27 protein-coding genes are annotated in these 26,933 nt (G+C 59.5%); 18 read left to right on the forward strand and 9 right to left on the reverse strand.

Going from position 1 to position 26,933, the window contains the following annotated elements; all coding sequences use genetic code 11:
- Positions 1–52: 52 nt before the first annotated feature.
- On the forward strand, positions 53–1,777 hold the full coding sequence (locus AC1DNI_RS01915) for an ABC transporter substrate-binding protein (protein WP_091947143.1): 1,725 nt from the start codon (positions 53–55) through the stop codon (positions 1,775–1,777).
- A 109-nt stretch (positions 1,778–1,886) separates the two neighbouring features.
- Here AC1DNI_RS01915 and AC1DNI_RS01920 read toward each other — a convergent pair whose 3' ends face one another.
- Positions 1,887–3,050 (reverse strand): dihydrodipicolinate synthase family protein, encoded by a 1,164-nt coding sequence (locus tag AC1DNI_RS01920; RefSeq protein ID WP_477690614.1) that lies wholly within the window; start codon positions 3,048–3,050, stop codon positions 1,887–1,889.
- Between the two features lie 217 nt (positions 3,051–3,267).
- Here AC1DNI_RS01920 and AC1DNI_RS01925 point away from each other — a divergent pair, with 217 nt between their 5' ends.
- The 12 genes from AC1DNI_RS01925 to AC1DNI_RS01980 all read left to right on the forward strand — a co-directional run bounded on the left by AC1DNI_RS01925 (position 3,268) and on the right by AC1DNI_RS01980 (position 17,482).
- Positions 3,268–4,305 carry a LacI family DNA-binding transcriptional regulator gene (locus AC1DNI_RS01925; protein ID WP_477690615.1) on the forward strand — a complete coding sequence of 346 codons (1,038 nt, stop codon included), beginning with the start codon at positions 3,268–3,270 and terminating at the stop codon, positions 4,303–4,305.
- Complete coding sequence (locus tag AC1DNI_RS01930; RefSeq protein WP_477690616.1) at positions 4,302–5,303, forward strand: Gfo/Idh/MocA family protein; 1,002 nt, start codon at positions 4,302–4,304, stop codon at positions 5,301–5,303. Before AC1DNI_RS01925 ends, AC1DNI_RS01930 begins: the two co-directional genes overlap by 4 nt.
- A 17-nt stretch (positions 5,304–5,320) precedes the next feature.
- The gene (locus tag AC1DNI_RS01935) at positions 5,321–6,922 is read left to right on the forward strand and encodes an acyl CoA:acetate/3-ketoacid CoA transferase (protein WP_113281110.1); all 1,602 of its coding nucleotides are present in this window, start codon (positions 5,321–5,323) and stop codon (positions 6,920–6,922) included.
- Complete coding sequence (locus tag AC1DNI_RS01940) at positions 6,915–7,694, forward strand: enoyl-CoA hydratase/isomerase family protein (protein ID WP_477690617.1); 780 nt, start codon at positions 6,915–6,917, stop codon at positions 7,692–7,694. Before AC1DNI_RS01935 ends, AC1DNI_RS01940 begins: the two co-directional genes overlap by 8 nt.
- On the forward strand, positions 7,694–9,199 hold the full coding sequence (locus AC1DNI_RS01945) for an aldehyde dehydrogenase family protein (RefSeq protein WP_477690618.1): 1,506 nt from the start codon (positions 7,694–7,696) through the stop codon (positions 9,197–9,199). The genes AC1DNI_RS01940 and AC1DNI_RS01945 overlap by 1 nt, the downstream gene beginning before the upstream one ends.
- A gap of 107 nt (positions 9,200–9,306) precedes the next feature.
- Positions 9,307–10,554 (forward strand): ABC transporter substrate-binding protein, encoded by a 1,248-nt coding sequence (locus AC1DNI_RS01950; protein WP_477690619.1) that lies wholly within the window; start codon positions 9,307–9,309, stop codon positions 10,552–10,554.
- 97 nt (positions 10,555–10,651) lie between these two features.
- On the forward strand, positions 10,652–11,530 hold the full coding sequence (locus AC1DNI_RS01955) for a carbohydrate ABC transporter permease (RefSeq protein ID WP_027230746.1): 879 nt from the start codon (positions 10,652–10,654) through the stop codon (positions 11,528–11,530).
- Positions 11,527–12,408, forward strand: a complete 882-nt coding sequence (locus AC1DNI_RS01960) for a carbohydrate ABC transporter permease (protein WP_027230745.1) — start codon at positions 11,527–11,529, stop codon at positions 12,406–12,408. The genes AC1DNI_RS01955 and AC1DNI_RS01960 overlap by 4 nt, the downstream gene beginning before the upstream one ends.
- Before the next feature lie 4 nt (positions 12,409–12,412).
- The gene (locus tag AC1DNI_RS01965; protein ID WP_027230744.1) at positions 12,413–13,528 is read left to right on the forward strand and encodes an ABC transporter ATP-binding protein; all 1,116 of its coding nucleotides are present in this window, start codon (positions 12,413–12,415) and stop codon (positions 13,526–13,528) included.
- 12 nt (positions 13,529–13,540) lie between these two features.
- Complete coding sequence (locus AC1DNI_RS01970; RefSeq protein WP_477690620.1) at positions 13,541–15,064, forward strand: GMC oxidoreductase; 1,524 nt, start codon at positions 13,541–13,543, stop codon at positions 15,062–15,064.
- The gene (locus tag AC1DNI_RS01975; protein ID WP_477690621.1) at positions 15,061–15,825 is read left to right on the forward strand and encodes a 3-ketoacyl-ACP reductase; all 765 of its coding nucleotides are present in this window, start codon (positions 15,061–15,063) and stop codon (positions 15,823–15,825) included. Before AC1DNI_RS01970 ends, AC1DNI_RS01975 begins: the two co-directional genes overlap by 4 nt.
- Before the next feature lies 1 nt (position 15,826).
- Positions 15,827–17,482 carry a GMC family oxidoreductase gene (locus AC1DNI_RS01980; protein ID WP_477690622.1) on the forward strand — a complete coding sequence of 552 codons (1,656 nt, stop codon included), beginning with the start codon at positions 15,827–15,829 and terminating at the stop codon, positions 17,480–17,482.
- A gap of 51 nt (positions 17,483–17,533) precedes the next feature.
- On the opposite strand, the gene AC1DNI_RS01985 is transcribed toward AC1DNI_RS01980, so the two are convergent.
- Both AC1DNI_RS01985 and AC1DNI_RS01990 read right to left on the reverse strand, forming a co-directional pair.
- On the reverse strand, positions 17,534–17,788 hold the full coding sequence (locus AC1DNI_RS01985; RefSeq protein WP_036813520.1) for a DUF982 domain-containing protein: 255 nt from the start codon (positions 17,786–17,788) through the stop codon (positions 17,534–17,536).
- Between the two features lie 157 nt (positions 17,789–17,945).
- Positions 17,946–19,169: an MFS transporter gene (locus AC1DNI_RS01990; RefSeq protein ID WP_477690623.1), complete on the reverse strand. Its 1,224-nt coding sequence runs from the start codon at positions 19,167–19,169 to the stop codon at positions 17,946–17,948.
- A gap of 228 nt (positions 19,170–19,397) precedes the next feature.
- On the opposite strand from AC1DNI_RS01990, the gene AC1DNI_RS01995 reads away from it, so the two are divergent.
- Positions 19,398–19,820, forward strand: a complete 423-nt coding sequence (locus AC1DNI_RS01995; protein ID WP_477690624.1) for a DUF4864 domain-containing protein — start codon at positions 19,398–19,400, stop codon at positions 19,818–19,820.
- Here AC1DNI_RS01995 and AC1DNI_RS02000 read toward each other — a convergent pair.
- Positions 19,813–20,448: a transglutaminase-like cysteine peptidase gene (locus AC1DNI_RS02000; RefSeq protein ID WP_477690625.1), complete on the reverse strand. Its 636-nt coding sequence runs from the start codon at positions 20,446–20,448 to the stop codon at positions 19,813–19,815. The two genes, AC1DNI_RS01995 and AC1DNI_RS02000, sit on opposite strands and share 8 nt — an antisense overlap.
- A 663-nt stretch (positions 20,449–21,111) precedes the next feature.
- On the opposite strand from AC1DNI_RS02000, the gene AC1DNI_RS02005 reads away from it, so the two are divergent.
- Positions 21,112–21,879, forward strand: a complete 768-nt coding sequence (locus AC1DNI_RS02005; protein ID WP_477690626.1) for a hypothetical protein — start codon at positions 21,112–21,114, stop codon at positions 21,877–21,879.
- A gap of 120 nt (positions 21,880–21,999) precedes the next feature.
- Here AC1DNI_RS02005 and AC1DNI_RS02010 read toward each other — a convergent pair whose 3' ends face one another.
- The gene (locus tag AC1DNI_RS02010) at positions 22,000–22,131 is read right to left on the reverse strand and encodes a hypothetical protein (RefSeq protein WP_255453086.1); all 132 of its coding nucleotides are present in this window, start codon (positions 22,129–22,131) and stop codon (positions 22,000–22,002) included.
- 183 nt (positions 22,132–22,314) lie between these two features.
- Here AC1DNI_RS02010 and AC1DNI_RS02015 point away from each other — a divergent pair, with 183 nt between their 5' ends.
- Complete coding sequence (locus tag AC1DNI_RS02015; RefSeq protein WP_477690627.1) at positions 22,315–22,716, forward strand: YybH family protein; 402 nt, start codon at positions 22,315–22,317, stop codon at positions 22,714–22,716.
- A gap of 28 nt (positions 22,717–22,744) precedes the next feature.
- Here the strand turns inward: AC1DNI_RS02015 and AC1DNI_RS02020 are convergent, their stop codons facing one another.
- Positions 22,745–23,212: a DUF2721 domain-containing protein gene (locus AC1DNI_RS02020; RefSeq protein WP_477690628.1), complete on the reverse strand. Its 468-nt coding sequence runs from the start codon at positions 23,210–23,212 to the stop codon at positions 22,745–22,747.
- An 81-nt stretch (positions 23,213–23,293) separates the two neighbouring features.
- Between AC1DNI_RS02020 and AC1DNI_RS02025 the strand changes: the two genes are divergently transcribed.
- Both AC1DNI_RS02025 and AC1DNI_RS02030 read left to right on the forward strand, forming a co-directional pair.
- Positions 23,294–23,740 (forward strand): DUF1810 domain-containing protein, encoded by a 447-nt coding sequence (locus AC1DNI_RS02025; protein ID WP_477690629.1) that lies wholly within the window; start codon positions 23,294–23,296, stop codon positions 23,738–23,740.
- 35 nt (positions 23,741–23,775) lie between these two features.
- Positions 23,776–24,084: an MliC family protein gene (locus AC1DNI_RS02030; RefSeq protein ID WP_477690630.1), complete on the forward strand. Its 309-nt coding sequence runs from the start codon at positions 23,776–23,778 to the stop codon at positions 24,082–24,084.
- A gap of 50 nt (positions 24,085–24,134) precedes the next feature.
- On the opposite strand, the gene AC1DNI_RS02035 is transcribed toward AC1DNI_RS02030, so the two are convergent.
- From AC1DNI_RS02035 to AC1DNI_RS02045, 3 genes are read right to left on the reverse strand one after another with little or no spacing between them, the layout of a single operon-like run.
- On the reverse strand, positions 24,135–24,917 hold the full coding sequence (locus AC1DNI_RS02035) for a 3-hydroxybutyrate dehydrogenase (RefSeq protein WP_477690631.1): 783 nt from the start codon (positions 24,915–24,917) through the stop codon (positions 24,135–24,137).
- Positions 24,918–24,942: 25 nt separating this feature from the next.
- Positions 24,943–25,701, reverse strand: coding sequence for an acetoacetate decarboxylase (locus tag AC1DNI_RS02040; RefSeq protein WP_477690632.1), 759 nt, complete (start codon positions 25,699–25,701; stop codon positions 24,943–24,945).
- A gap of 39 nt (positions 25,702–25,740) precedes the next feature.
- Positions 25,741–26,919, reverse strand: a complete 1,179-nt coding sequence (locus tag AC1DNI_RS02045) for a patatin-like phospholipase family protein (RefSeq protein ID WP_477690633.1) — start codon at positions 26,917–26,919, stop codon at positions 25,741–25,743.
- Between the last annotated feature and the right edge of the window lie 14 nt (positions 26,920–26,933).

Genomic DNA, 26,933 nt, shown 5'->3' on the forward strand with positions numbered 1-26,933 from the left:
GCATTCCGCCCTGTCCCAACAATGCAATCGCAGCAACTCTGGGAGGACAACCATGCGAACGCGATTATTGACGACAACGACAGCAATGGTGCTGTTGTTCGGCGCAGGCAGTGCCTGGGCCGGAATCGATGAGGCCAAGGCGTTCCTCGACAAGGAAATCGGCGACATGTCGACCCTTGATCGCGCTGCTCAGGAAAAGGAGATGCAGTGGTTCATCGATGCCGCCAAGCCCTTCGCGGGCATGGAAATCAAGGTGGTGTCGGAGTCACTGACGACCCACAGCTATGAATCGCAGACGCTGGCCCCGGCCTTCACCGCGATCACCGGCATCAAGGTCACTCACGACATCATCCAGGAAGGTGACGTCGTCGAAAAGATCCAGACGCAGATGCAGACGGGCCAGAACCTCTACGACGCCTGGGTCAACGACTCGGATCTGATCGGCACGCACTGGCGCTACCAGCAGGTGCGCAACCTGACCGACTGGATGGCCAATGAAGGCAAGGACGTGACCAATCCCGGTCTCGACGTCGACGACTTCATCGGCACCAAGTTCACGACTGCGCCGGACAAGAAGCTTTATCAGCTTCCCGATCAGCAGTTCGCCAACCTCTATTGGTTCCGCTACGATTGGTTCAACGACGAGAAGAACAAGGCCGATTTCAAGGCGAAATACGGCTACGATCTCGGCGTTCCGGTCAACTGGTCGGCCTATGAGGACATTGCCGAATTCTTCAACGGTCGCGAGATCGATGGCAAGAAGGTCTATGGTCACATGGACTATGGCAAGAAGGACCCGTCGCTCGGCTGGCGCTTCACCGATGCTTGGCTTTCCATGGCTGGCAATGGTGACAAGGGCCTGCCGAACGGTCTCCCGGTCGATGAATGGGGCATCAAGGTCGATGCGCAGTCACGTCCGGTCGGCTCGTGCGTTGCCCGGGGCGGCGATACCAACGGACCGGCTGCGGTCTATTCGATCCAGAAATATCTCGACTGGCTGAAGGCTTATGCACCGCCGGAAGCTCAGGGCATGACCTTCTCCGAATCGGGTCCGGTTCCGGCGCAGGGCAATATCGCCCAGCAGATTTTCTGGTACACCGCCTTCACCGCCGACATGGTCAAGCCAGGCCTTCCCGTCGTCAATGCAGATGGCACCCCGAGATGGCGCATGGCGCCCTCGCCGCATGGTGTCTACTGGAAAGACGGCATGAAGCTCGGCTACCAGGACGTCGGCTCATGGACGCTGATGAAGTCGACGCCGGAGGATCGTGCCAAGGCCGCATGGCTCTATGCGCAGTTCGTCACCTCAAAAACCGTGGACGTGAAGAAGAGCCATGTCGGCCTCACCTTCATCCGCGAATCGACCATCCAGGACAAGAGCTTCACCAAGCGTGCGCCTGAACTCGGCGGTCTGATCGAGTTCTATCGTTCGCCGGCTCGCGTGCAGTGGTCGCCGACGGGCACCAACGTTCCTGACTATCCGAAGCTGGCACAGCTCTGGTGGCAGGCCGTGGGTGACGCATCTTCCGGTGCAAAGACCGCTCAGGAAGCCATGGACTCGCTTTGCGAGGAACAGGAAAAGGTGCTCGGCCGCCTCGAGAAATCAGGCGTCCAGGGTGATATCGGTCCGAAGCTGGCCGAGGAGCATGACCTTGCCTACTGGAACGCGGAAGCGGTCAAGGCTGGCAATCTCGCGCCGCAGCTGAAGATCGAAAACGAAAAGGAAAAGCCGCAGACCGTCAACTACGACGAACTGGTCAAGAGCTGGAACAAGTAAGCTTCAAAGATTGGAGCGGGGAGGGGACGGTGCTCCGGCACCGTCCCTTTTCTATCATAGGGTGGCAATGGGTGCTCAGGCTTGTCCCGAGAACCCATGAGGAAGTGTATTACACCCCATAAACCTGCAAAAGGCTCTTCATCCGGGCCACCGCAAGGTCAGGCTTGTCGAGCACATTGGCCGCATCCGCTAGCCGGAAGATGTCGGCGTAGTGCACGATGCCACGCGCAGACTGCATGCCGGCCGGCATGACAAAGTGGCTTTGGTGGCCATTGAGCCAGGCGAGGAAGACGACACCGGCTTTGTAGTATTGCGTCGGTGCCTCGAATATCTTGCGTGAGAGCGGCACGGTCGGCTCGATCGTCTCGCGAAACGCCTCGGCATCGCCGGCTGCGAGGTGCGCGAGAGCCTTCGATGCCGATGGGGCAACGGCGTCGAAAATACCGAGTAGAGCGTGGCTGTAGCGCTCTCCGTCGCCCTCGATCAACTCGGCATAGTTGAAGTCGTCGCCGGTAAAACAGAGGACGTCGTCGGGCAGGCGCTTGCGCAGCTCGATCTCCTTCGCATTGTCGAGCAGCGAAATCTTGATGCCTTCCACCTTGGCTCTATTGTCGTTGATGACGGCAAGGACAGTTTCGAGCGCGTCTTCAAAACTTGCCGAACCCCAATAGCCGGCAAGATGGGGATCGAACATGTCGCCAAGCCAATGCAGGGTCACCTTTTCCCGCGTCTGCGAGAGGATGGTATTATAGACGGTACGGTAGTCATCGGCAGAGCGGGCGACACGAGCAAGCGCACGGCTCGCCATCATCACCGAGCGTCCGCCTTCGCCTTCAATGAAGCCGATCTGGGTCTCGTAGGCGTCGATGACATCCTGAAGCGACTTCGCATCCTGGGGCAACAACTGGTCCGTTCCGCCACCGCAGGCAAGATCCGCGCCCGAAACGGTCCGCGCCTCCGCGAGGGAGCGGCGGATTAGCTCCTGCGCGGTGGCCCAGTCGACCCCCATGCCGCGCTGCGCCGTGTCCATGGCCTCGGCAATCTTGAAGCCGAGCGACCACAGGTGATGGCGAAATGCCATCGTCGCATCCCAGTCGATCACGGGCGAGGTCCAGGGATTGGCATCGCGGCGCGGATCGGAAACGACATGCGCCGCGGCATAGGCGATGCGATTGAACGAGGGCGGGGACGATGGTTTGGCAAGCGGCTCGCCGCGCAGGCTATAGGCAGCGCTTGCTCCATCTGAGGTCGGCAGGTTGAGGCTGATTGTCATGCGTTCGCTCCCATACTGACGTCGGCTTTTTAATTTGGAACGTTCCAAAATACAAGAGCCAAGCCGAAAAATTATCGGAAGAGCCAGACTAACCCCCAGAAAGAGGTGCGGTGAGGGCAAAACCCGCGTAGAACAGCGCCCTTACGGCATCATAAAGAAATCTCTTGACATATTTGGAACGTTCCAATTAACTGTGCGGCGACTGGGAGAGATCACCTTGAGCAAGACACGGACAAGTATTGTGGACATTGCGCGCGCCGCCGGCGTGTCGAAATCCACCGTGTCGCTGGTCCTCCAGGGCAGTCCGCTGGTTAATGAAAAGACCCGCGAAAAGGTCAGCGCGCTCATCAATGATCTGGGCTATGTCTACAATCGCGGGGCTGCCAATTTGCGCCAGTCGAAATCGAAAATCATCGGCATCGTCGTCAACGATCTGACCAATAGTTTCTTTGCGGAACTGGCTGTCGGCGTCGACATGGTGGTGCAGTCGGCAGGCTATGTGCAATTCCTCGCCCATAGCGGCGAAAGCGTCGACAGGCAGCGCCAGGTCATCGCCTCGATGCGTGAAAACGGCATCGCTGGCCTTATCCTGTCGCCGGCGCGCGGAACCGAGGCAAGTGACGTCAAGCCGCTCGCCGACAGCGGCATTCCCGTTGTGGTCGTCGTGCGCAATCTGCCGGGTGCGAAGGTATCGACGCTGCTTTCCGACAATTACGCCGGCGCGAAAGCGGCAGTCCGCCACCTCATCAATCTCGGGCACCGGCGCATCGCCTTCATGGGCGGTTTTGCCGACACGGCCGTGTCATCCGACCGGGTGCGGGGTTATCGGGATGCCCTGATGGAAGCCGGTATTCCCCTCAACCAGAACTTCGTCATTCATTCTGCGCCCTCGCGCGCCGGCGGCGCCACCGCGGTAGAACGCATGATGTTCTTTGACGAGCGCCCCACTGCGGCGCTGTGCTTCAACGATGCAGTCGCCTTCGGCGTGTGCGATGGCCTTCGCTCCAACAATATCGAGCCGGGCAAGGGTTTTGCAGTCATCGGATTCGACGATGTCATCGAGGCAAAGACAGCGGTTCCCGCCCTGACGACCGTCTCGGTCGATCCGCAGGGCATGGGCCAGCGGGCGGCACAGCTTTTGATGAAGCAGATCAATGCCGGGCAGGTCGACCAGGAAACACTGGTTACGTCGGTGCGTCTCGTCGTGCGCCAAAGCTGCGGCGCGCCTGTCAGGCAAACGGAGGAATTGGCATGATACGCTGGGGTCTGATTGGTGCGAGCACCATCGCGCATGAATGGGTCATCGATGCGATCCGCGCCAGTGGCGGCGAGATTGTCTCGGTCATGAGCACCAATGCCGAGCGCGGGCGCAAATATGCCGACGATCATGCAATTCCTCATTCGGTCACAACGCTCGACGCGTTGTTCAGTGAACAGCCGATCGATGCGGTCTATATTTCGACGACCAATGAACTGCACAAGGACCAGGTGCTCGCCGCAGCGAAGGCGGGAAAGCATGTACTGTGCGAAAAGCCGCTTGCAACGAGCCTTGAGGATGCGCGTGCCATGGTCGAGGCCTGCCGCGCCGCCAATATCGTCTTTGCCACCAACCACCACCTGCGCAACGCGGCAAGCCATACGGCGATGCGCGATGCCATTGCTGCGGGCAAGATCGGCAAGCCGCTCGCCGCCAAGGTCTTCCATGCCGTCTATCTTCCGCCGCATCTGCAGGGCTGGCGCCTGGATCGCCCGGAAGCAGGCGGTGGCGTGATTCTCGATATTACGGTCCACGACACCGATACGCTGCGTTACGTGCTTGGCGACGACCCGGTCGAGGCCGTTGCCTTCGGCCAGAAGAGCGGACTTGCCAAAGAGGGCCTCGAGGACGGTGTGATGGGCGTCATGCGCTTCAAGTCGGGGCTGATTGCTCTGTTTCATGACGGCTTCACCACGAAATACTCCGAAACGGGCTTCGAAGTGCACGGCACGGAAGGCTCGCTGGTCGGGCATAATGTCATGACGCAAAAGCCGGTCGGCACGGTCATACTCCGCAACGCAGACGGCGAAAGCGAACTCAAGCTCGACCACAAGAATCTCTACGAGACGGGCCTTGCCAAATTCCACGCCGCCATTGCCGGCGACGGCAGACCTGCGGCGTCGGGCGAGGACGGTGTCTGGTCGCTTGCTGCCGGCATCGCCGTTACGGAAGCGGCGCGGATGGGAACCGCCCAAAAGATCAATCCAGGCCTTTGAAAGCACGATCCAAGAGCATGAACAAGCACATAACCCCCGAAGAGGCCGCGAACCTCATTCCTGACGAAGCCATCGTCTCCGTCTCATCGTCGAGCGGGCTCGGTTGCCCCGACCTGATGCTGAAGGCGATCGGCGCGCGCTTCGAGGCTACGGGTCACCCGCGTGATCTGACGACCCTGCATCCGATAGCCGCCGGCGACATGAGCGGGATCAAGGGCGTCGACTACATTGCCAGGAAGGGCCTTTTGAAGAAGATCGTCGGCGGCTCCTACCCGTCGGGTCCGTCCAGCGCCGAACCTCCATTGATCTGGCAGATGATCGGCAATGACGAGGTTGCCGCATATAATGTGCCCTCAGGCATTCTCTTCGACATGCACCGTGAGGCTGCCGCCAAGCGTCCGGGCGTCTTGACCAAGGTCGGGCTCGACACATTCGTCGATCCCGACCGCCAGGGTTGCGCCATGAATGCATCCGCCGCGAAGGAACCGTTGGTGCGCAAGATTGAATTCGATGGCGAAGAATGGTTGTTCTTCAAGCCGATCGTGCCGCAGGTCGCCATCATCCGTGCAACGACCGCCGACGAGCGCGGCAATCTCACCTACGAGCATGAAGGCGCCTATCTCGGCGGCTTCGACCAGGCGCTCGCAGTGCGCAACAATGGCGGCATCGTCATTGCGCAGGTCAAGCGGATCACCAAGAGCGGCTCGATGAAGCCGCACGACGTGCGCGTTCCCGGCATCCTTGTCGATTATGTCGTGGTCGATCCGGAACAGAAGCAGACAACACAGACGCTGTATGATCCGGCCATTTCCGGCGAGATCTTCCATCCGCTCGAAGATTTCGAACTGCCGGATTTCAATATCCAGAAGGTTATCGCGCGACGGGTCGCGACGGAACTCGAGGCGGGCAGTGCCGTCAATCTCGGCTTCGGCATCTCGGCAAACGTGCCGCGCATCCTGCTCGAAGAGGGTTTGCACGGGGCCGTCACCTGGGTCATCGAGCAGGGTCCGGTCGGCGGCATTCCGCTCCTCGACTTTGCCTTCGGTTGCGCCTCGAATGCCGAAGCTTTTGTGCCCTCGCCGCACCAGTTCACCTATTTCCAGGGCGCTGGTTTCGATGCGTCGCTGCTCTCGTTTCTGGAAATCGACAAGAGCGGTTCTGTCAACGTATCGAAGCTGAGTTTCCGCCCGCATGTGACTGCTGGCGCCGGCGGCTTCGTCGATATCACGGCGCGCGCTCGCAAGATCGTCTTCTCGGGCATGTTCAATGCCGGGGCGAAAGTACATGTCGAAGGCGGAAAGCTGGTTATCGAAAAGGAAGGCAAGCTCAAGAAGCTGGTCAACGAGGTTGAACACGTCACCTTCTCCGGTCGCCGCGCCATCGAGCAGGGACAGGACATCACCTACGTGACCGAGCGCTGCGTCATGGCGCTGCGTCCCGAAGGCGTCGTGCTGACTGAAATCGCTCCCGGCGTCGATCTGCAGGCGCATATTCTTGACCAGTCCGAATTCCCTCTGGTTGTCGCGCGCGACCTGAAACAGATGGATGCCCGGCTCTTCCAGCCGCAGCCGCTCGGCCTCGAATTGCCGCACAAGCCACAGAGGACGATCCATGGCTGACCCGCGCATCACCGTCACTTTCGCCGGTCACGTCGCCACGATCACCGTGTCGCGCCCGGAAAAGCTGAATGCCTTCGATCTCGATATGCTGAAGGATCTGAGTGCGGCCTGCGACGCTGTCGAAGCCAACGCCGAAACGCGCGTCGCGATCCTGACGGGCGCCGGCAAGGCGTTCTCGGCCGGCGGCGATATCAAGGCTTGGGCAGCGATGACGCCCAATGAGTTCGGCCATGCCTGGGTGCGCTTCGGCCACCGCGTGTTCGAGCGCCTTGCGACCTTGCGCGTGCCGCTTATCGCCGCGCTCAATGGTCATGCGCTGGGCGGCGGGCTCGAGCTTGCCGCAACTGCTGATATCCGCATCGCGGAAGCCCAGATCAAGCTTGGCCTGCCGGAAACCGGCCTAGGCATGGTGCCGGGCTGGTCGGGAACGCAGCGCCTTGTCCGGCGCTTCGGCGCGCAAGTCGTGCGCCGCATGGCGCTCGGCGGTGAAATCTTCAGTGCAGGCGAAGGCTTGGGCCTCGGCCTTGTCGACCACGTGGCCGAAACCGGCGCCGCGGTCGCAATGGCAACGGCCTATGCGGAACGTATTGCCAAGCGCGGACCGGCTGCCGTCGAAGTGGCTAAACTCATGATTGCCTCGGCCAATGGCGAAGACAATGGAACGGCGGTCGAAGCGCTGGGCTCGATCCTCGTCGCAAAGACAGCGGACCTTAAGGAAGGTGTTTCGGCCTTTGCCGAAAAGCGCGAGCCCGCATTCAAAGGAGAATGGTAATGACGATTCTGGTGCGCCCACGGGCGCTCGAAGATTTCAAGGTGCGCGAATTTCAGCTGTTGATCGATGGCCGGTGGGTCGATGGTTCCAGCGGCGCTTCCATCGAGCGCAAGAGCCCGGGACATGGTGTCGTCGTCTCCCGCTATCAGGCCGCAACGAAAGCCGACGCGGAACGCGCCATCGCCGCAGCTCGCCGCGCCTTCGATACGGGTACCTGGTCCCGCATGACCGGCGCAGAGCGCTCGAACATTCTGCTCAAGGCTGCCGAACTGATTGCCGCGCGTTCCGATGAACTCGCCTATCTCGATTGCATCGAGTCGGGCAAGCCGATCAGCCAGGCCAAGGCCGAGCTCGGCGGCGCCGTGGATATTTGGCGCTATGCCGCTGCGCTCGGCCGGGATCTCCATGGCGAGAGCTATAATACGCTCGGCGAATGCACACTTGGCGTGGTCCTGCGCGAAGCAATCGGCGTCGTCTCGATCATAACGCCGTGGAATTTTCCGTTCCTTATCGTCAGCCAGAAACTGCCTTTCGCCCTGGCGGCTGGTTGCACGGCCGTGGTCAAGCCATCGGAACTTACTTCCGGCTCGACGCTTGTGCTTGGCGAGATCCTGATGGAAGCCGGCGTTCCTGCCGGTGTCGTCAATATCGTGACGGGAACCGGCGCGGAAGTCGGTGCGCCCATGACCGTCCATCCTGACGTCGACATGGTGTCCTTCACCGGCTCCACGCTGGTCGGCAAGCTCACCATGGCCAATGCCGCGCAGACCTTGAAAAAGGTCTCGCTGGAACTCGGCGGCAAGAACCCACAGATTGTGTTTCCCGACGCGGAACTCGATGATTTCATCGACGCGGCGGTCTTCGGCGCCTATTTCAATGCCGGCGAATGCTGCAATGCCGGTTCGCGCCTGATCGTACACCGCGATATTGCTGACGACGTCGTCGCCCGCATCGCCGCTCATTCCGCCAAGGTAAAGGTCGGCGATCCGCTCGATCCGCAGACCAAGGTCGGTGCCATCATCACGCCGGAGCACCTGGCGAAGATCGACGGCTATGTGCGCAATGCAGCAACCACCGGAGCGAATATCTGCCATGGCGGCGAGCCGCTGGAACTCGGCATGGGACAGTTCATGTCGCCGACAATCCTGTCGGCGGTGCAGCCGGACATGGCTGTCGCACGCGAGGAGGTTTTTGGCCCGGTACTCTCCGTCCTGACCTTCGAAACGCTCGATGAAGCGGTTCGCATCGCCAATTCCATCGATTATGGTCTGTCAGCCGGCGTTTGGAGCCGCGATTTTGATACGTGCCTGACGATCGGGCGCCAGGTTCGTGCCGGGACGATCTGGATGAACACCTTCATGGACGGCGCTTCGGAATTGCCGTTCGGCGGCTACAAGCAGTCCGGTCTCGGCCGGGAACTGGGCAGGCATGCGGTTGAGGATTACACGGAAACGAAGACACTCAACATGCATCTGGGTAGGAGGAAAGTCGTATGGGCGAGCTGATTAAATCGATTGTAAAGCCCCTTCCGCCTATTGTAAGAATGCTCCGGACTTGAGGAATCTCAGTCGGATATTTTGGATATTTTCTTTTTTCAAATGGGAGGCCTGAAATGAAAAAGTGGATGAATACGGTCGCCGCCGCAGCGATGCTGCTCGGGACTGCAACGGCGGCCCGCGCTGCTGAAAACGTCGAGGTTCTGCATTGGTGGACTTCCGGCGGTGAAGCAACGGCGCTCGAAGTCCTGAAGAAGGATCTCGAGACCAAGGGCATCACCTGGTCTGACATGCCCGTCGCCGGTGGTGGCGGTTCAGAAGCCATGACCGTGCTGCGCGCTCGTGTTACCGCCGGCAATCCGCCGACGTCGGTGCAGTCGCTCGGTTTCGACATCACCGACTGGGCAAAGCAGGGCGCACTGACCAATGTCGATGACGTTGCTGACAAGGAAAAGTGGGGCGACGTCATTCCGGAGGCACTGCAGAAGTTCTCCAAGTATGACGGCCACTGGATCGCCGCGCCGGTCAATGTTCACTCGACCAACTGGGTATGGATCAACAAGGCGGCCCTCGACAAGGCCGGCGGCAAGGAACCTGCCAATTGGGACGAACTGATCGCTCTCCTCGACAAGTTCAAGGAACAGGGCATCACGCCGATCGCCCATGGCGGTCAGCCCTGGCAGGATGCGACCATCTTTGATGCCGTCGTTCTTTCCCTCGGCAACGACTTCTACAAGGCGGCGTTCATCGATCTCGACCCCAAGGCCTTGGGCGGCGACAAGATGAAGGAAGCTTTCGACCGCATGACCAAGCTGCGCAGCTATGTCGACGACAATTTCTCCGGTCGCGACTGGAACCTTGCTTCGACCATGGTTATCGAAGGCAAGGCCGGCATGCAGTTCATGGGTGACTGGGCCAAGGGTGAATTCGTGAAGGCAAAGAAGGAGCCCGGCGTGGACTTCGTCTGCATGCGCTTCCCGGGCACCCAGGGGTCGGTAACCTTCAACTCCGACCAGTTCCTCTTCTTCAAGAAGAGCGATGCTGACCACAAGAACCAGCTGGTAATGGCATCGGCCATCGAGAGCCCTGCCTTCCAGTCGGCGTTCAACGTGGTCAAGGGGTCGGCTCCGGCTCGCACGGACGTTCCGGATACCGCTTTTGACGCTTGCGGCAAGAAGGCCATCAAGGATCTTGCCGAAGCCAGCAAGGGCGGCACGCTCTACGGCTCCATGGCCCATGGCTATGCGGTGCCTGCTGCCGTGAAGAACGCGATCTATGACGTCGTCACGCGTGAATTCAACGGTGAACTGAGCTCCGAAGACGCGGTGAAGGAACTCGTTTCCGCCGTTGACGCTGCGAAATAAGCTTGGTCCTCTATCCGGGGCAGCACATGCCCCGGATAGAATTCTCCGCCCCGTCGCGGCAACGATATAAAACGATATTGATTTAAGAGGTGAGGCTATGGATACCCGCAGCCGCATACAGGACCTTATACCCAAGCTGGTTCTCGGACCGAGCTTTCTGATCGTCCTGATCTTCGTCTATGGCTTTATCATCTATACCGGCATTCTGTCGTTCACGGACAGCAAGATGTTGCCGTCCTATGGATTTGTCGGCTTTGAAAACTACCGCAAGCTGTGGGCTCTGCCGCATTGGTGGCGGGCTATTACCAACCTTGGCATATTTGCCTCGCTCTACATCATCATCTGCACGGTGCTCGGTCTGGGTCTCGCCATCCTTCTCGACCAGAAGATCCGCATCGAAGGTGTCCTGCGTCCCATCTATCTCTATCCCATGGCGCTGTCGTTCATCGTTACCGGCGTCGCCTGGAAATGGTTTCTCGATCCCGGCATCGGTCTTGAAAACACCATGCACCAGTGGGGCTGGGAAAGCTTTCAGTTCAACTGGATCAAGGACTCGAAGATGGCGATCTATACGGTCGTTATCGCCGCTGTCTGGCAATCCTCCGGCTTCGTCATGGCCATGTTTCTTGCCGGCTTGCGCGGCGTCGACAATGAGATCATCAAGGCGGCACAGATCGACGGCGCATCGACCGGCATGATCTACCGGCGCATCATCATTCCACTGATGCGGCCCGTGTTTCTTTCCGCCTTCGTCGTGCTCGCGCATCTTGCGATCAAGGCATACGATCTGGTCATCGCCCTGACCGGCGGCGGGCCTGGCCAGGCAACCGAATTGCCGGCGACGTTCATGTATTCCTACACGTTCACCCGCAATTCCATGGGCATCGGCGCCTCATCGGCCATCATCATGCTGATCACGATATTTGCGATCATCATCCCCTACCTTTATTCCGAAATCAGGGGAGGCAATAAATGAGCGCTCCAAGCCCCGACAATGTAATCAACAGCGGCAAACTCACCCGCGTCGTCATCTATATCGCCCTTCTGGTTTTCGCGTTCTACTACCTGCTGCCACTCTACGTAATGGTGGTGAACTCGCTGAAGACGCTCGACGAAATTCGTCAGGGCGGCATGCTGTCGCCGCCGCATGAATGGACGATCCAGCCCTGGCTCTCGGCCTGGTCAACCGCGCAAATCGGCGTGCAGCCGACGGGTCTGCGCCCCTATTTCATCAACTCGATCCTGATGGTCATTCCCGCAGTCGCCATCTCGACGGTGATCGGCGCGCTCAACGGCTATGTCCTGACGAAATGGCGCTTCCGCGGCTCGAACGTCATGTTCGGCATGTTGCTGCTCGGCTGTTTCATCCCGTTCCAGATCGTGCTCATACCGATGGCGCGTGTCCTCGGCTTTCTCGGCATGGCCGGAACCATCCAAGGCCTGATCCTCGTCCATATCGTCTATGGCCTCGGCTTCACGACGCTCTATTTCCGCAATTACTACGAGGCATTTCCGACCGAACTGGTGCGCGCGGCGCAGATCGATGGTGCAAACTTCTTCCAGATATTCTGGCGCATCCTCCTGCCGTCGTCTGGGCCGATCATCGTCGTATCCGTGATCTGGCAGTTCACCAACATCTGGAACGACTTCCTTTTCGGCGCATCGTTCTCCGGCTTCAGCAGTACGCCCATGACTGTTGCGCTCAACAATCTCGTCAACTCGTCGACGGGCGTGAAGGAATACAACGTGCATTTCGCCGGCGCCATTCTCGCCGCCCTGCCAACTCTCATCGTCTACATCGTTTCCGGGCGGTATTTCGTCCGCGGCCTCATGTCCGGCGCCGTGAAGGGATAAATCAATGTCATTTCTCAAGATCCAAGACCTGCATAAGTCCTACGGCAACGTGCCGATCCTGAAGGACATCAATATCGAGATCGATGAAGGCGGCTTCCTCGTCCTCGTCGGACCCTCCGGATGCGGCAAGTCGACCCTGCTCAACACCATTGCCGGGCTGGAACCGATCACGTCAGGCGACATCTCGATCAAGGGCAAGTCGATCAGCGGACTGCACCCCTCCAAGCGCGACATCGCGATGGTGTTCCAATCCTATGCGCTCTACCCGAACATGACCGTGGCCGGAAACATCGCATTCGGCATGGAAATTCGCGGCATCGCCAAGGAGGAGCGAGAAAAGGCCATCAAGCAGGTCGCCGACATGCTGCAGATCGGGCATCTGCTCAACCGCAAGCCGAGCCAGCTTTCCGGCGGGCAACGCCAGCGCGTGGCGATGGGGCGTGCGCTCGTGCGCAATCCGCAGGTGTTCCTCTTCGACGAGCCGCTCTCCAACCTCGACGCCAAGCTGCGCGTCGATATGCGTACCGAGATCAAGCGCCTGCACCAGCGCATGAAGACGACGATCGTCTACGTGACCCACGACCAGATCGAGGCGATGACGCTGGCAACAAAAATCGCTGTCCTGAAAGACGGCGTATTGCAGCAGTTCGGTACACCGGCGGAAATCTACAACAACCCTACCAACATCTTCGTCGCCGACTTCATGGGCTCACCGGCCATGAACCTGCTCAAGGCTAAGATCGAGGGCGGAGCCAACGACCTCGCGGTCGTGCTCGAGCGGCCCGACATGGAACCGTTGCGCCTGCCGATCAAGACCAATAGCGCCCTCGTTGCGTTCACGGGCAAGGATGTGATTTTCGGCATCCGCCCGGAAGCGTTGACCGATCCCGATGGCGCGGATCGCAACGCGGGTTCACTCGTCGAAGGCGAATGCTTCATCGAAGTGGTTGAGCCTGCAGGCTCCGACACTTTCGCGGTCACCAAGCTCGGCGGCAAGGAGGTCGTTGCACGTCTGCGTGCGGATGCGCCAATATCCGCCGGCACGAGAACGGCGCTCGCCTTCAATCTCGACAAGGCGGTTTTCTTCGATCCGCAATCGCAATTGCGCATCGGGGCCTGATCGACCCGCGTCATGACCACCAGCCCCACACCGAACGCGGCCGCAGATATCGTTATCATCGGCTCAGGCATCGGCGGCGCCACGATGGCCGCCGGGCTCGCCGGTTCGGGAGCAAATATCATCATTCTGGAAGCGGGCGATCACCTGGCGGACCGGCCGGAGAACCGCGATCCGCGCGCCATATTCCAGCGAGGATTCTTTCGGCCGAAGGAAAGCTGGTACGACGAGTTCGGCAAACCCTTCAACCCCGGCAATTACTACAATGTCGGTGGCAATTCGAAATTCTATGGAGCTGTGCTGACGCGTTACCGCGCCGAGGATTTCGCGGAGATGCAGCATCTCGAAGGTGTCTCCCCGGCATGGCCTTTTGCTTACGAGGAACTCGAGCCCTGGTACAGCAAGGCCGAACAATTGTTTCAGGTGAGAGGAACACTCGGCGAAGACCCGACCGAGCCGTTTCATTCAGCACCCTACAACTTCCCACCCGTGCCAGACGAAGCGCCCATCGCCGCGCTTCGCTCCCGGTTGAAGAAGGTTGGCGTTCATCCGGCATCCCTGCCATTGGGCGTCGACATCGACACCTGGCTGAAGCACGGAAAAACGCCTTGGGATGCCCATCCGAACAGCTTCAATGGCAAGATGGACGCGGAAACGACCGCGCTCGCCGCCGCCCTGAAACACGAGAATGTCCGGCTGGAAACGAATGCGCGGGTCACCCGCCTCGAAACCGCGGCGGATGGCAAGTCAATCGCAGCAGTGCATTACGAGCAGAATGGCGCAAGGCATATCGCGCGACCGAAGCTCGTCGTGCTCTCGGCCGGAGCGGTCCAGTCCGCCGTACTCCTGCTGCGCTCGGCCGACGATGCCAATCCCGCCGGGCTCGCCAATCGCTCGGATCAGGTTGGCCGCAACTTTATGAACCACAACCTTTCGGCCGTCATCGGGTTCGATCCACGCTTCAAAAATGACAGCGTCTACCAGAAGACGTTCGGCTTCAATGATTTCTATCTGTCCGATGGCCTTGGCGGCGCGCCGCTCGGCAATGTGCAATTGCTCGGTCGGATCAGCGGCGCGGTTTTGAAATCCGATCTTCGGATGGTGCCGGAATGGGCGCTCGACCGATTTTGCGCGCATACGGTGGATTTCCTTGCCATGAGCGAGGATGTGCCAAAGCCCGAAAGCCGGGTGCGCATTGAAGGCGACAAGATCATTCTCGAGTGGATCCGCAGCAACTGGCCGGCCCATTTGAGGCTGGTGGCGCGGATCAAGTCGACCCTGCGCGCGGCCGGCTTCCCGCTAGTGCTTTCCAAGGCCTTCGACCGCAAGACGCCGTCGCATCAGTGTGGCACCGTTCGAATGGGCAACGACCCCGCGACCGCGCCGCTCGATATTTATTGCCGGGCTTTTGACCACCCTAATCTGTTCGTTGTCGATGCCGCGTTCCTGCCGACGTCGGCAGCGGTCAACCCGGCGCTGACGATCGCGGCCCAGGCCCTGCGCGTCGCGGATCATATCGTCCGAAAGGAATTGTCATGAAGCCGGTCGCACTCGTCACCGGAGCGCGCCGCGGGATCGGCCTTGGCATCGCCAGGGCGCTGGCGGGCAAGGGTTTCGATCTCGCCATCACGGATATCGCAAATGATGAAACAGCTGAGGCGGCGGTCGCCACACTGGCAGGCCTTGGGGCGAAGGTCTCGTTTCACACGGCCGACATTGCCGATCTCGCCGGCCATGCCGCGACGATTGAGGGCGTGCTCGACACCCATGGCCGCATCGACTGTCTCGTCAACAATGCCGGCATCGGTTCAAAGGTCCGGGGTGACTTCCTCGACCTTGAGCCGGCTAATTTCGACGCCATCGTCTCCGTCAATCTGCGCGGCACCGTTTTCTTCACGCAAGCCACCTTGCGCGTCATGCTGGCGCAACAGGAAAGCGCCACATCGCGCACCATAATCAACGTTACCTCGGTTTCCGCCGAGATGACTTCGCCCGAACGTCTCGACTATTGCCTGACGAAGGCGGCGCTCGCGTCCTTCACGCAGGGGCTCGCGGTGCGTCTTGCCGATCAGGGAATCAGCGTTTTCGATGTGCGTCCCGGGATCATCCGTTCCGACATGACCGCCGTTGCCGCTGCAAAATACGACAAGCTTATTGCCGAGGGCCTTGTTCCGATGAAGCGCTGGGGCGAGCCGGACGATCTCGGCCGTATCGTGGCCGCTCTTGCCAGCGGCGATTTCAACTTTGCCACGGGCTCGATCATCAATGCCGATGGCGCCCTTTCGATAAGCAGGCTCTAGAATGACCTATGATTACATCATAACTGGCGCCGGACCCGCAGGCTGCGTTCTCGCCAATCGCCTGAGCGAAGATCCGGACGTTTCGGTGCTGTTGCTTGAAGCAGGGGGCGGGGACTGGAACCCGCTTTTCCATATGCCTGCCGGCTTCGCGAAGATGACCAAGGGTGTCGCTAGCTGGGGCTGGTCGACGGTGCCGCAGAAGCACATGAACAACCGCGTCTTGCGCTATACGCAAGCAAAAGTCATTGGTGGCGGGTCAAGCATCAATGCCCAGCTTTATACGCGCGGAAATGCAACCGACTACGACCTGTGGGCACGGGAGGATGGTTGTACTGGGTGGAGTTATCGCGACGTTCTGCCTTATTTCAAGCGCGCCGAGGACAATCAGCGCTACGCCGACGATTATCACGCCTATGGTGGGCCGCTCGGCGTCTCGATGCCCGCCGCCACCCTGCCGATCTGCGATGCCTATATCCGGGCAGGACAGGAACTCGGCATTCCCTACAACCACGATTTCAACGGCCAGCAGCAAGCGGGCGTCGGGTTCTACCAATTGACGCAGCGCAATCGCCGCCGCTCATCGGCGTCGATGGCCTATCTCGCTCCAATCAGCGAGCGCAAGAACCTGACGATCCGCTTGGGCGCGCAGGTGTCCCGGATCCTTGTCGAGAAGGGGCGGGCGGTCGGCGTCGAGATCATCAAGGGCAATGCGCGCGAGACAATCCGCGCCGAACGCGAGGTTCTCGTCAGTTCGGGTGCAATCGGATCGCCTAAGCTGCTGCTCCAGTCCGGTATCGGCCCGGCCGATCATCTGAAGAGCGTAGGGGTGCCGGTAACGCATGATCTGCCCGGCGTCGGCGAGAACATGCAGGATCACCTCGACCTTTTCGTCATTTGCGAATGCACGGGCGATCACACCTATGATGGTGTCGCCAAGCTGCACCGCACACTGTGGGCGGGCATCCAGTACGTGCTTTTCCGGACCGGTCCGGTTGCGTCGAGCCTGTTTGAAACGGGCGGCTTCTGGTATGCGGATCCCGATGCGCGCTCCCCGGACATCCAGTTCCATCTCGGACTGGGCTCGGGTATCGAAGCTGGCGTCGAGCGGCTCAAGAACGCCGGCGTCACCCTGAACTCCGCCTATCTTCATCCCCGATCGCGCGGGACGGTGCGGTTGCAGTCTTCCGATCCGAATGCCGCTCCCCTGATCGACCCCAATTACTGGAGCGATCCGCATGACCGGAAAATGTCGATCGAAGGCCTGAAGATCGCCCGCGAGATCATGAGCCAGGCGGCCCTGAAGCCTTACGTGATGGCGGAACGCCTGCCGGGGCCGAAGTATAATTCCGACGAGGAACTCTTCGAATATGGGTGCGCCAATGCGAAGACCGACCATCACCCTGTCGGTACCTGCAAGATGGGTTCGGACAACATGGCTGTGGTCGATCTCGAACTGAAAGTCCGCGGCATCGAGGGCCTGCGCGTGTGCGACAGTTCGGTGATGCCGCGCGTTCCCTCGTGCAATACCAATGCGCCGACGATCATGATGGGCGAGAAGGGTTCAGACATTATCCGCCAGCGCACACCATTGCCGCCGGCGATCTTCAGCCATGAAATGAATGAAAGGCGTCCGCGGGCGCGGGCAGATATTCGCTGAACGGGAGTCGGGCGGCCGATGCCGCCCGCATTTATCGGCTCGAACGCCTTATCAATGCAAATGTGGGTCGAGGAAAACGCCGGCTTCACGCGCGGCGCTGATGAAGGCATGCCGCGCCTTGTGCGCAGGCTTCCAGCCGTCGAGTGCGTCGAGGCAGGCTTGCAATGCCCGCCTGTAACTTGGTCCCTTTTTCGTGGGCCAGTATGTTCGCAGGCATTCTATCGCTTCCCATACCGTGGACACGGCGCGTTGTCCGGCCGCTCCGACTGTGATCATGACGGGGATGGGAAACCGCTTGTCGTTCATTACTTCCTCCATGGAATGTAGGACAGTCTAGTTGCAACAAGTTGCAGGCTAAACTGACCACGGTAATGCGTCGGGAGTCAGTCTGGTTCCATGACAATCTGGCGAATTTTTCGTGATCGTCATCGCTTACGAATCACTCGGTACTTCGGCGAGCGTATCACCGTTCTTTGGGGCGTACCAACCAGCCATAGACGGCCGCACCGGCGAGGAGCAAACTTGTGCCGAGGAACACCGCGCGCATGCCGATGTGACCGCCGACGAAGCCACCGGCCAGTGGTCCCACAACCTGTCCTATATATTGCGACGAGGTGGCATAGCCGAGGATGCTGCCAGCCGCATTATCGGGGACATTATGGCGGATCACCGCGGTGATGCACGGCAACAATCCGCCCAGGGAAAGTCCCATCAGGAACCGCAGCACGATCAACTGCCAGCTCTCGGTTACGAAGGCCTGGGGAACGAGAAGCAGCGCCGATACGCCGAGCGCCCCGACGATGATGTTCCAATGGCCCACCCGGTCAGCCAGTTTTCCGAGCCTCGACGCTGAAAGGATGCTGCCCAGCGCCGCCGCCGACATGACGACGCCGGAGACGAGCGTGATCTTGGCCGGATCGGCGACTAGCTGCGCCACGTAGACGGTGATGATCGGTTCGATCGACATATTGGCGAGCATCAGCAGCATGCCGGCAAGCAGCATCACGACAACGGGCCGCTTGTCGGGAATGGTACTCCATCCGCCTGACCGTTTTTCTGACCGGGCCTTGGGCGGCCGCCACTCTTCCTTGATGAAGAAGCTTGTGGCGAGGAAGGTAATGAAAATCACCCCGCCAGCCAGCCAGAAAGTCTGGCGAATGCCGATGAGCGGCGGCAGCGCGCCGCCGATGAGCGGACCGACGAGATTGCCTGCCATGATGCCGGCGGAAAGCGTCCCGAGTGCCCAGGCGGTGCGCGCCTTTGGTGTTTGCGTCGCAACGAGGACCGTCGAGCCCGAGGCATAGCCGCCGAGAAGACCCGTGAGCAGGCGCAGGAACACGAGCATCCAGATGTTTGTCGCCATTCCGATCAGCGACATCGCGATCGCCATGCCGAGGCTGGCACGGATGAGCATCAGCTTGCGCCCATAGAGATCGGCGAGCCGGCCCCACAGCGGCGCAACGAGTGCGGCGGTGAAGAATGTCGCGCCATAGGCGATGCCGGACCATTGCACGATCGCCGCGTGGTCGCTGACGCCGAGCTCTTCGACGTAGAGCGGCAGAAACGGCAGGATGAGCGTCATTGCAACGATGGTGGTAAACGAGCCAAGCAGGCAGACAAGGAGGTTCTGCCGCCAATAACGCGATTCCGTTACGCTTTGGCCCAAAGACGGGCGATTGTCAGTCATGATCTGTGAAGCGGCTTTGTGCGGGTGGGCATGGAGAAACAAGTTCGCGCCGGGAGCCTGGCGCGCCTCTCGTTGCAAGAGCGTGATTGTGGGCGTAGTTTTTCACCACTGCGCCGCAAATAGCAATCGCAGTTGGCGCTCTCGGCGGCAACAAATCGCAAGACCCAGCAGCGGCAGTGATACGCGCATCTACTTCAAGTGGCACTGGGATGTAAGGAGGAGACCATAATGATCAGGGCATTCGGCTTTAGCGCGGCTTTACGCGCTGCTCTTGTCCTGGCCGGACCGCTGCGGGCCGAGGAACCTGTCGATTCGGCGCAGCTTATCATCAGGAACCAGATCGCCGCCTTCCTCAGCAACGATGCAGCTACCGCCTATTCGTTTGCGTCACCCACGATCCAGGAGAAGTTTCTCAACCAGAACCTCTTCTTCGATATGGTGAAGCGCGCTTACCAGCCGGTTTTCCGGCCGGGAAACTTCGCGTTTGGACGCAGCAGGATCGAGGGCGACCAGGTCATACAGGAAGTCTTGATCACTGGCCCGGACGGCAAAGACTGGACCGCCATCTACCAACTGGTGAAGCAACCGGACGGCGGCTACAAGATCAACGGGGTGCAGATCCTCCAATCCGCACCCGGCCCTGCTATTTGATGCTGGCGGTGGTGGTGTAGTCGAGTTTGACCTTGGCGGTGGTCGTCACAGGAATTGCTCTTCCAATACGTTCCCAGCCTGCCGATGTCTGCGACTGGCGCGCATAGTAGCGATAGGACGTGCTTGACCAGTCACGCACCGAATTGCTGCGGCTGTCGAGAATGAGATCGCCGTCGGAGGTGCGCGCCGTCAGGACGACATGGCCTTCATTGCTGAATGGCAGCCGCGCGACGGTCAGCAGCAACGAGGCCGCGGGCCAACCGCGCCGCATCAGTTCGCGCTTCTTCAGGATGGCGAAATCCTCGCAATCACCCGCCTTGGTCGGGATCGTCCAGACATCGTCGACGCCGTTCGTCTGCATGTCGCTCTGTTGTCGGATCGAGGAGTTGACGCTCATGTTGACGGCTTGCAACTGCTTACGCTTTTCACCTGTAAGTTGCACCACCTTGGCGCCTGAGCGCGTGTTGCAAAGCCTCGCATAGTGATTGCAGAACGACTGGAAGGCAGGCGGGCCAAATCCCTTGCCCTTGAGTTCCATTTCGGTCCCGTCGGCACGGGCGGGTATTGAAGCAAAGACCCCCAGGCAACAGCCTGCGGACAGGATCACGAGCGAAAATTTGCGCAACATGCTGTGTTCTCCCAAAGATCGGCAGGGACGAATTGGCGCGTCAGGGCGGTAAAATCGTGTCTAAGATCCTGAATGTGTGATTCAATGGTTAACACGGCGTTACGCACTGATCGTCGCGACTTTGACGCCGTCTTTTTCTTAAACGTACTTATTTATGGTTACGAAAGTATGTACTGGAACACAGGACGCCTCATTACCCGGCGCTTACTCCCGGGTTAGATAATACGGTATAACCCCCCGTTTTGCATCAATCTTTTTACATCGTTTATAAGCAGCATTGTTATGTATCAATACCACAACCTTAAGTTTACATATTTGGCAAGCAATAAAGCCATCAATGGCTAGGTGATAGATAACAACATTACCCTGATGTGTGGAGTTGCTTAATAACAATAACACTTGGGGAAATGTCACATGCGTATAACAAACAACAATAAAAACCAAAGCAGACGCAGCGTTTTATTCGCCGTTATGACGATTTCAACCTTGGGTCTGGTTTCAACTCTCCTTCAGACGGCGCCAAGCTATGCTGAGGGCCGGCGCGCATTGTTTGCAAGCGCCGCACAGTGCAGGCAGCTCAACGACGGTAATGTTGGGCTCTGCTGCTATGCCTTGAACAAACGGTCAATCCTCAGCAAGCAGCAACTTGACATGTGCCCGCCCATGACCACGGCGGCCATCAGCCAGCCATCCAGCTGGACCCATGACAATGGCAACGTATCGGACAATAGCCGCAGCGGTCGTTCAAAGGGCGGCGCCGGCAAGGGCGGTTCAGGCACGTCCGGCGGTACGAATTCGGCAAGCAATAATGGTGGCGGTACGGGTGGTAGCCCGAGCGGTACCGGTGGAACAGGTGGCACCGGCGGTGCTGGTACTGGCGGAACGGGTGGCACTGGCACCGGCGGAACAGGCGGCACTGGCACTGGCGGAACGGGCGGTACTGGCGGAACGGGTGGCACTGGTGGTACCGGCGGCACTGGTGGTACTGGCGGAACGGGCGGTACTGGCGGAACGGGTGGCACGGGTGGTGACGGTGGCACTGGCGGAACCGGTGGTACCGGCGACAATGGCGGCGATCCAGGCAATTGCGGACCGGGCGAACACGGCGGCAAGCACGGTCACGGCAAGGGCGACCATGGCGATCGTGGTCATAAGGGCGACCGAGGCGACAAGGGCGGCTGGGGCGACAAAGACCACAAGGGTGACGACAAGGACCACAAGGGCGATGATCGTGACCACAAGGGCGACAAGGACAAGGACAACCACGACAAGAACGACAAGAACGATAAGAACGACAAGAACGACAAGAACGACAAGGATAAGGACGATCGCGGCAAAGGCGATAACGGCAAGAGTGACAACGGCCGGGGCGACAACAATGGCCGCGGTGGTAACAGCGGTGGTGGCGGCCACGGCAATGGCGGTCACTGATTGCTAATCCAGTCGGTCGATAAGGCTTGAAAAATAGAAAAGCCCCGTTCTCGCGACGGGGCTTTTTTACTGCGACTATCAAACACGGAAATCGCCGCGAAGGATCGCAGCCGGCACGACCTACGGGCGAAGCATCCACCCCGCGGAGATGACGAGCGTCGTTGTTATGATGAAGACGATGACGTAGGGAAGCACCGGCGTAAGGTAGGGTTCGTACTCCGCCCTTGGCGGAGTGGGATCATCCGGTTCCATCTCCACTACCTCGAAAAGAATGAAAGAGGCCCGGCCAGGCAAATATTCAGGGGGTATGGGAAACCGGGCCCCTGCTGGGGTCAATCAGCCGTTTGAGTGTGCACGCATGTCGGTGCCCCTTCAATTAATCGCCGTCTCGCTATAATTTCTTAGGACCGAGCTAACGTGGACTGGGAGAGACAGATGAGCGACGACGAGCAGGCGATTCGCACCCTCGTGGAAACCTGGTTTTCTGCAAGCAAATCTGGCGATACCGCGACCATTCTCGATCTCATGACCGACGATGTTATCTTCATGGTTTCCGGGCAAAAGCCGTTTGGCAAAGCCGCATTTGCTGCGACGATGAAATCGATGAAGCAGGTTCGCATGGACGGCGCCTATCACATTCAGGAAGTCAATGTGCTTGGCGAATGGGCATACTTGCGTAACTATATCAGGCTGGAAGTTACGCCTGCCGACGGAGCTACCGTCCATCGTTCCGGCTATACGCTGACGATCCTGCGCAAGGAAAGCGATGGCCGGTGGCGTTTGGCGCGCGACGCCAATCTTCTCAGCCGGGAGGAGGCCTATTCCACGTTCGCCTGATAGTGAATGGGATTTGCGCTGCGTCCTCCTATCGGCGCTGGCGCTGGTCGCGGGCTATCTGGCGCAACATGCTTTGGCTTGCTGTCAGAATTTCGAACAGGAATGCGATGAGTGCGCCGACCAGGGCGAAGACGGCTCCGGCAAAAAGCCAGTAGAGCACGTGTTCGCGAAAGCCTGAGCGCCCGATGGCACCGCCGAGCAGCGACACGATCGCAAGGCAGGTCAACACGCCGGCGAGAGTGCCAAAAACCACGGCGATTTCCAGCGCGAGCGTGCGGAAGCGCAGGTAACTGAGTTGCGTCAGCCGTGCTGTATTGAGTTCGTGGTCGGTGCCGATCAAGTCCGAGATTTGATTGACGCGATCGGAGAGCCGGGCGAGGCGGGAGATAAAGGCATTGAGGAAGCCCGCGGTACCGGCAAGCAGGAAGACCGGCGTCAGCGCCGTCTCGAGCGTGTTGACGATTGATACGATGACAGGCGACGACGTGGCATCCATAAGCATTCCCCCAATGTATACATCGTTGCCGCCGCACATTATTCCAGTCAAGATGGCTTGGGCAACACGGAGGAGGTTCATATGCCGCCGGAGGATCCCTTCAAACTCGCGCGATTTGTGACAGCGCAGGCCCCCGTCTATCAGCACGTGCTGCTTGAATTGCGTGCGGGACTTAAGGAGAGCCACTGGATGTGGTTCATCTTCCCGCAACTGCGCGAACTTGGCCGTTCATCGACTGCAAAATTCTATGGCGTCGCTTCGCTTGATGAGGCGCGCTCCTATCTCGACCACCCGCTCCTCGGCAGCCGGCTCGTAGAATGCACCAACACGGTCCTTGCTATCCGCGGGACGACCTTGCATGGGATATTCGGTTCGCCCGACGACATAAAGTTTCGCTCGAGCATGACATTGTTTTCGCTGGCAGCGCCCGACACCGACAGTCCCTACCAACGGGCGCTTGACTATTGGTGCGACGGTGTACCTGATAAATACACGCTGGCGTTGATCGACAACGGCAACGGCGGATAGCTCGCCTTTTACATCTAAGCCGAGGGGTATTGCGTATGAATTCAAGGTTGATCTTCGGGATCTGCGGGTTTGCTCTGGCGTTCGTGCCGGTAGCGGCGCTTGCAAAGGACGTGAAATACAAGTGCACTGACGGCTCCCACCTGACAGCCAGCTTCACGCCACCGGGCGATGGCTTCGGCACGGTCGATCTCGTCTTCTCCGGCAGCGGCGATACCTATACCCTGCCGCAGGCGCTCTCGGCCGACGGCGGACGCTATGCCGATGAAAATACCGAGTTCTGGACCAAGGGCAGGGAAGCGAAACTAACGCGCAACGGCAGCAGCACGACCTGCCAGGAGGAGTAGAACCCCGCGTGGAGTCTTCCCCATGAACTGGAAAGACCCACTTTCCCGATCTATTGCATGTACCAGCCGTGGCTCACCACCAGCGATTGTCCGGTCAAAGCATTTGTCTTGGAGCCGGCAAAGTAAAGTACGGCGTCCGCCACGTCGTCGGTGGTCGTAAATTCGCCGTCGACCGTATCCTTCAGCATGACATTCTTGATGACTTGCTCCTCGGTTATGCCGAGTTCCTTGGCCTGTTCGGGTATCTGCTTCTCGACCAGCGGCGTGCGCACGAAACCGGGGCATACGACATTGGCGCTGACATTGTGCTCGGCACCCTCCTTGGCCACCACCTTGGCAAGACCGATAAGGCCGTGTTTGGCCGTGATGTAAGGCGCCTTGAGTTTGGATGCTTCCTTGGAATGGACGGAACCCATGTAGATGACCCGGCCGTAATTGGCTGCGTACATGTGCTTGAGACAGGCTCTTGTCGTCAGGAATGCTCCGTCGAGATGGATCGACAGGAGCTTCTTCCAGTCGGCAAATGGAAAATCGACAATCGGCTTGACGATCTGGATGCCGGCATTGCTGACGAGAATGTCGATCTTGCCATATTTGGCGATGACGTCGGCAACGCCCTTTTCCACTTCCGCTTCGTCGGTCACATTCATTGCCACTGCAAAGGCGTCACCGCCATTTGCCTTGAACTCATCGGCGGCGGCGTTGGCGGCGTCAATGTTGAGATCGGCAATCACGGGAGTGCCGCCCTCAGCGGCAAAGCGCAGAGCGATCTCCTTGCCAATGCCGCTTGCAGCGCCCGTTATGATTGCAACTCTTCCTGTAAAGCGAGACATGCTCCACCTCTTTGCTGTTCGGAAATCAATCCTGTTTCAGATAATCGAAAACGACTTCGCCGAGGCCAAGGGTCAGGTCGGCAACATAATGGCTCGCCGAGATCACTTCGCGCACCGGAAGCCGGGCGACGTCGCACATCGCGTGTTCGTAGAGCTGCAGGGCTGCCGGGCCAGACCATGCGCCTTTCAGGGTCACATCCTCGAAATAGTAGCGCACCAGTTCGCAAATGCGCGGCGTGCAATCGACATGCGGAATGATCTTGATCATGAAGGCCGGTTTGGTGAGCGCCTTCCTCAAAGGCTCGAGATCGAGTTCCCTGTGTTTGTAGCCCATCGTTGCGGTGACACAGAGGACGCTGCCATATTGCAGCGTGCCGACGATTGTCTCTTGTTCATGGCTTAGCTTTGGCGATGCAAGCTTTTTCGGAAAACCCCATATCTCGCGCCCGCCGGCAATCGGCGAGTTGTCGTCGAGATACATGGCGTGAACATAGCCGCCTTCCTGCACCTCGCCGGATGGAGTCCTGAAACGAACAGGAATAACCTGGCCGGTTTCGGTGTAGTCGCCAAAGCCGGTCGAGTCCGGCATGCGGATGAATTCATAGGCGACAGTATCGCCGATGACTTCTAGCGGTTCGGGCACCACGGCGCGCAAGGCGTCAGGATCAGTCCTGTAATTGATGACAACAAACTCGCGGTTGTAGAATTTGTAAGGCGGCTTAGGATATGCCGGATCGTTGAGCGGCATGGCGAAGGCTTTGGCGCGGACATCTTCGATATTCATGGGTGTGCTCGCTGCTCGTTGGGAGACGGGTTTGATAGTTTAGGCTAAGTCAAACGTGGCGACACCGTCCGGCGTATCCGGGCGTTCCAGCACTTCGGGGTGCCGCAGCGTACGAACCGCGTCGTTGTACCCCGAAGCCCAGTGCTCCTCCATCGTCAGGCGGGAGAATTCATAGTCCTTGGATGTTCCCTCATAGGATCGTGCGCGATAGATCAGTTGCACGATGTTGTAGACGGTTTCATCGGCCTGCTCGATCAGAAGCTTGGTCTCGTCATCAGCGGCGGCCAGCGTTTCCTTGGGCACCATCTTGAGCAGATGCTTGAGTGCCCGGCGCAGGCGCTGCGCCCGCTTGAACTGGTCCGTGGCGGCGCGGGTACGGCTCGAAAAGCGTATTTCCTTCTGGCGCAGCTCGATGCCTACGAGGTCGCGCGGGATTTCACCGCGTGCGCTCCAGAGGTCGACCTGAAAAGCCAATGTATCCTTGCGCGGATAGCTCTCGAGCACCCATTGCAGCGGGGTGTTGGAGATCAGCCCGCCATCCCAATAATATTCCCCTTCGATCCGCGTCGCCGGGAAGCCCGGCGGAAGCGCGCCGCTCGCCATGATATGGTCGGGCGTGATGTGGTGGGTCGTGCTGTCGAAATATTCGAAGTTTCCAGAGCGAACATTGACCGCGCCGACGCTGAAGCGTGTTCCCCCTTCATTGATCCGGTCGAAATCGACAAGCTCTTCGAGCGTTGCCCTGAGTGGCGCGACATCATAGAAGCTCTCGGCCTCCATGCTTCCGGCTGGCGAGATGAAGGGCGGCAGCGGCCGCGGGATGAAAAAGCCCGGCGCGCCGCCCACCATGGTGGCAAAGGCCTGCGCCTGGTTGACGAAGCCATGGGCCATGTCGCCCCTTGCAGCAAGCTTGCCGAGCCAGGCCGAAGCCAGTGACGCGACGCCAAGCGGCGGCTCGGTGACCGCTTCCCAGAATTTGCGCAGCGCATCGACGCGCCGCTCGGGCGCATTGCCGGCAATGAGAGCCGAATTGATGGCGCCAATCGAAATGCCGGCGACCCAGTCGGGGTGAAGGTCCGATTCGGCGAGCGCCTGGTAGACGCCGGCCTGATAGGAGCCGAGCGCGCCCCCGCCCTGAAGGAGCAGGGCGATCCGCTCGAAGGGTGGACGCTTGCTTGTATGGTGGGTCTTTTTTCTCGGCGTGCGATTGACGGTCATGCGGGCCAATCCGG

This window comes from Phyllobacterium sp. 01N428 (assembly GCF_056399405.1).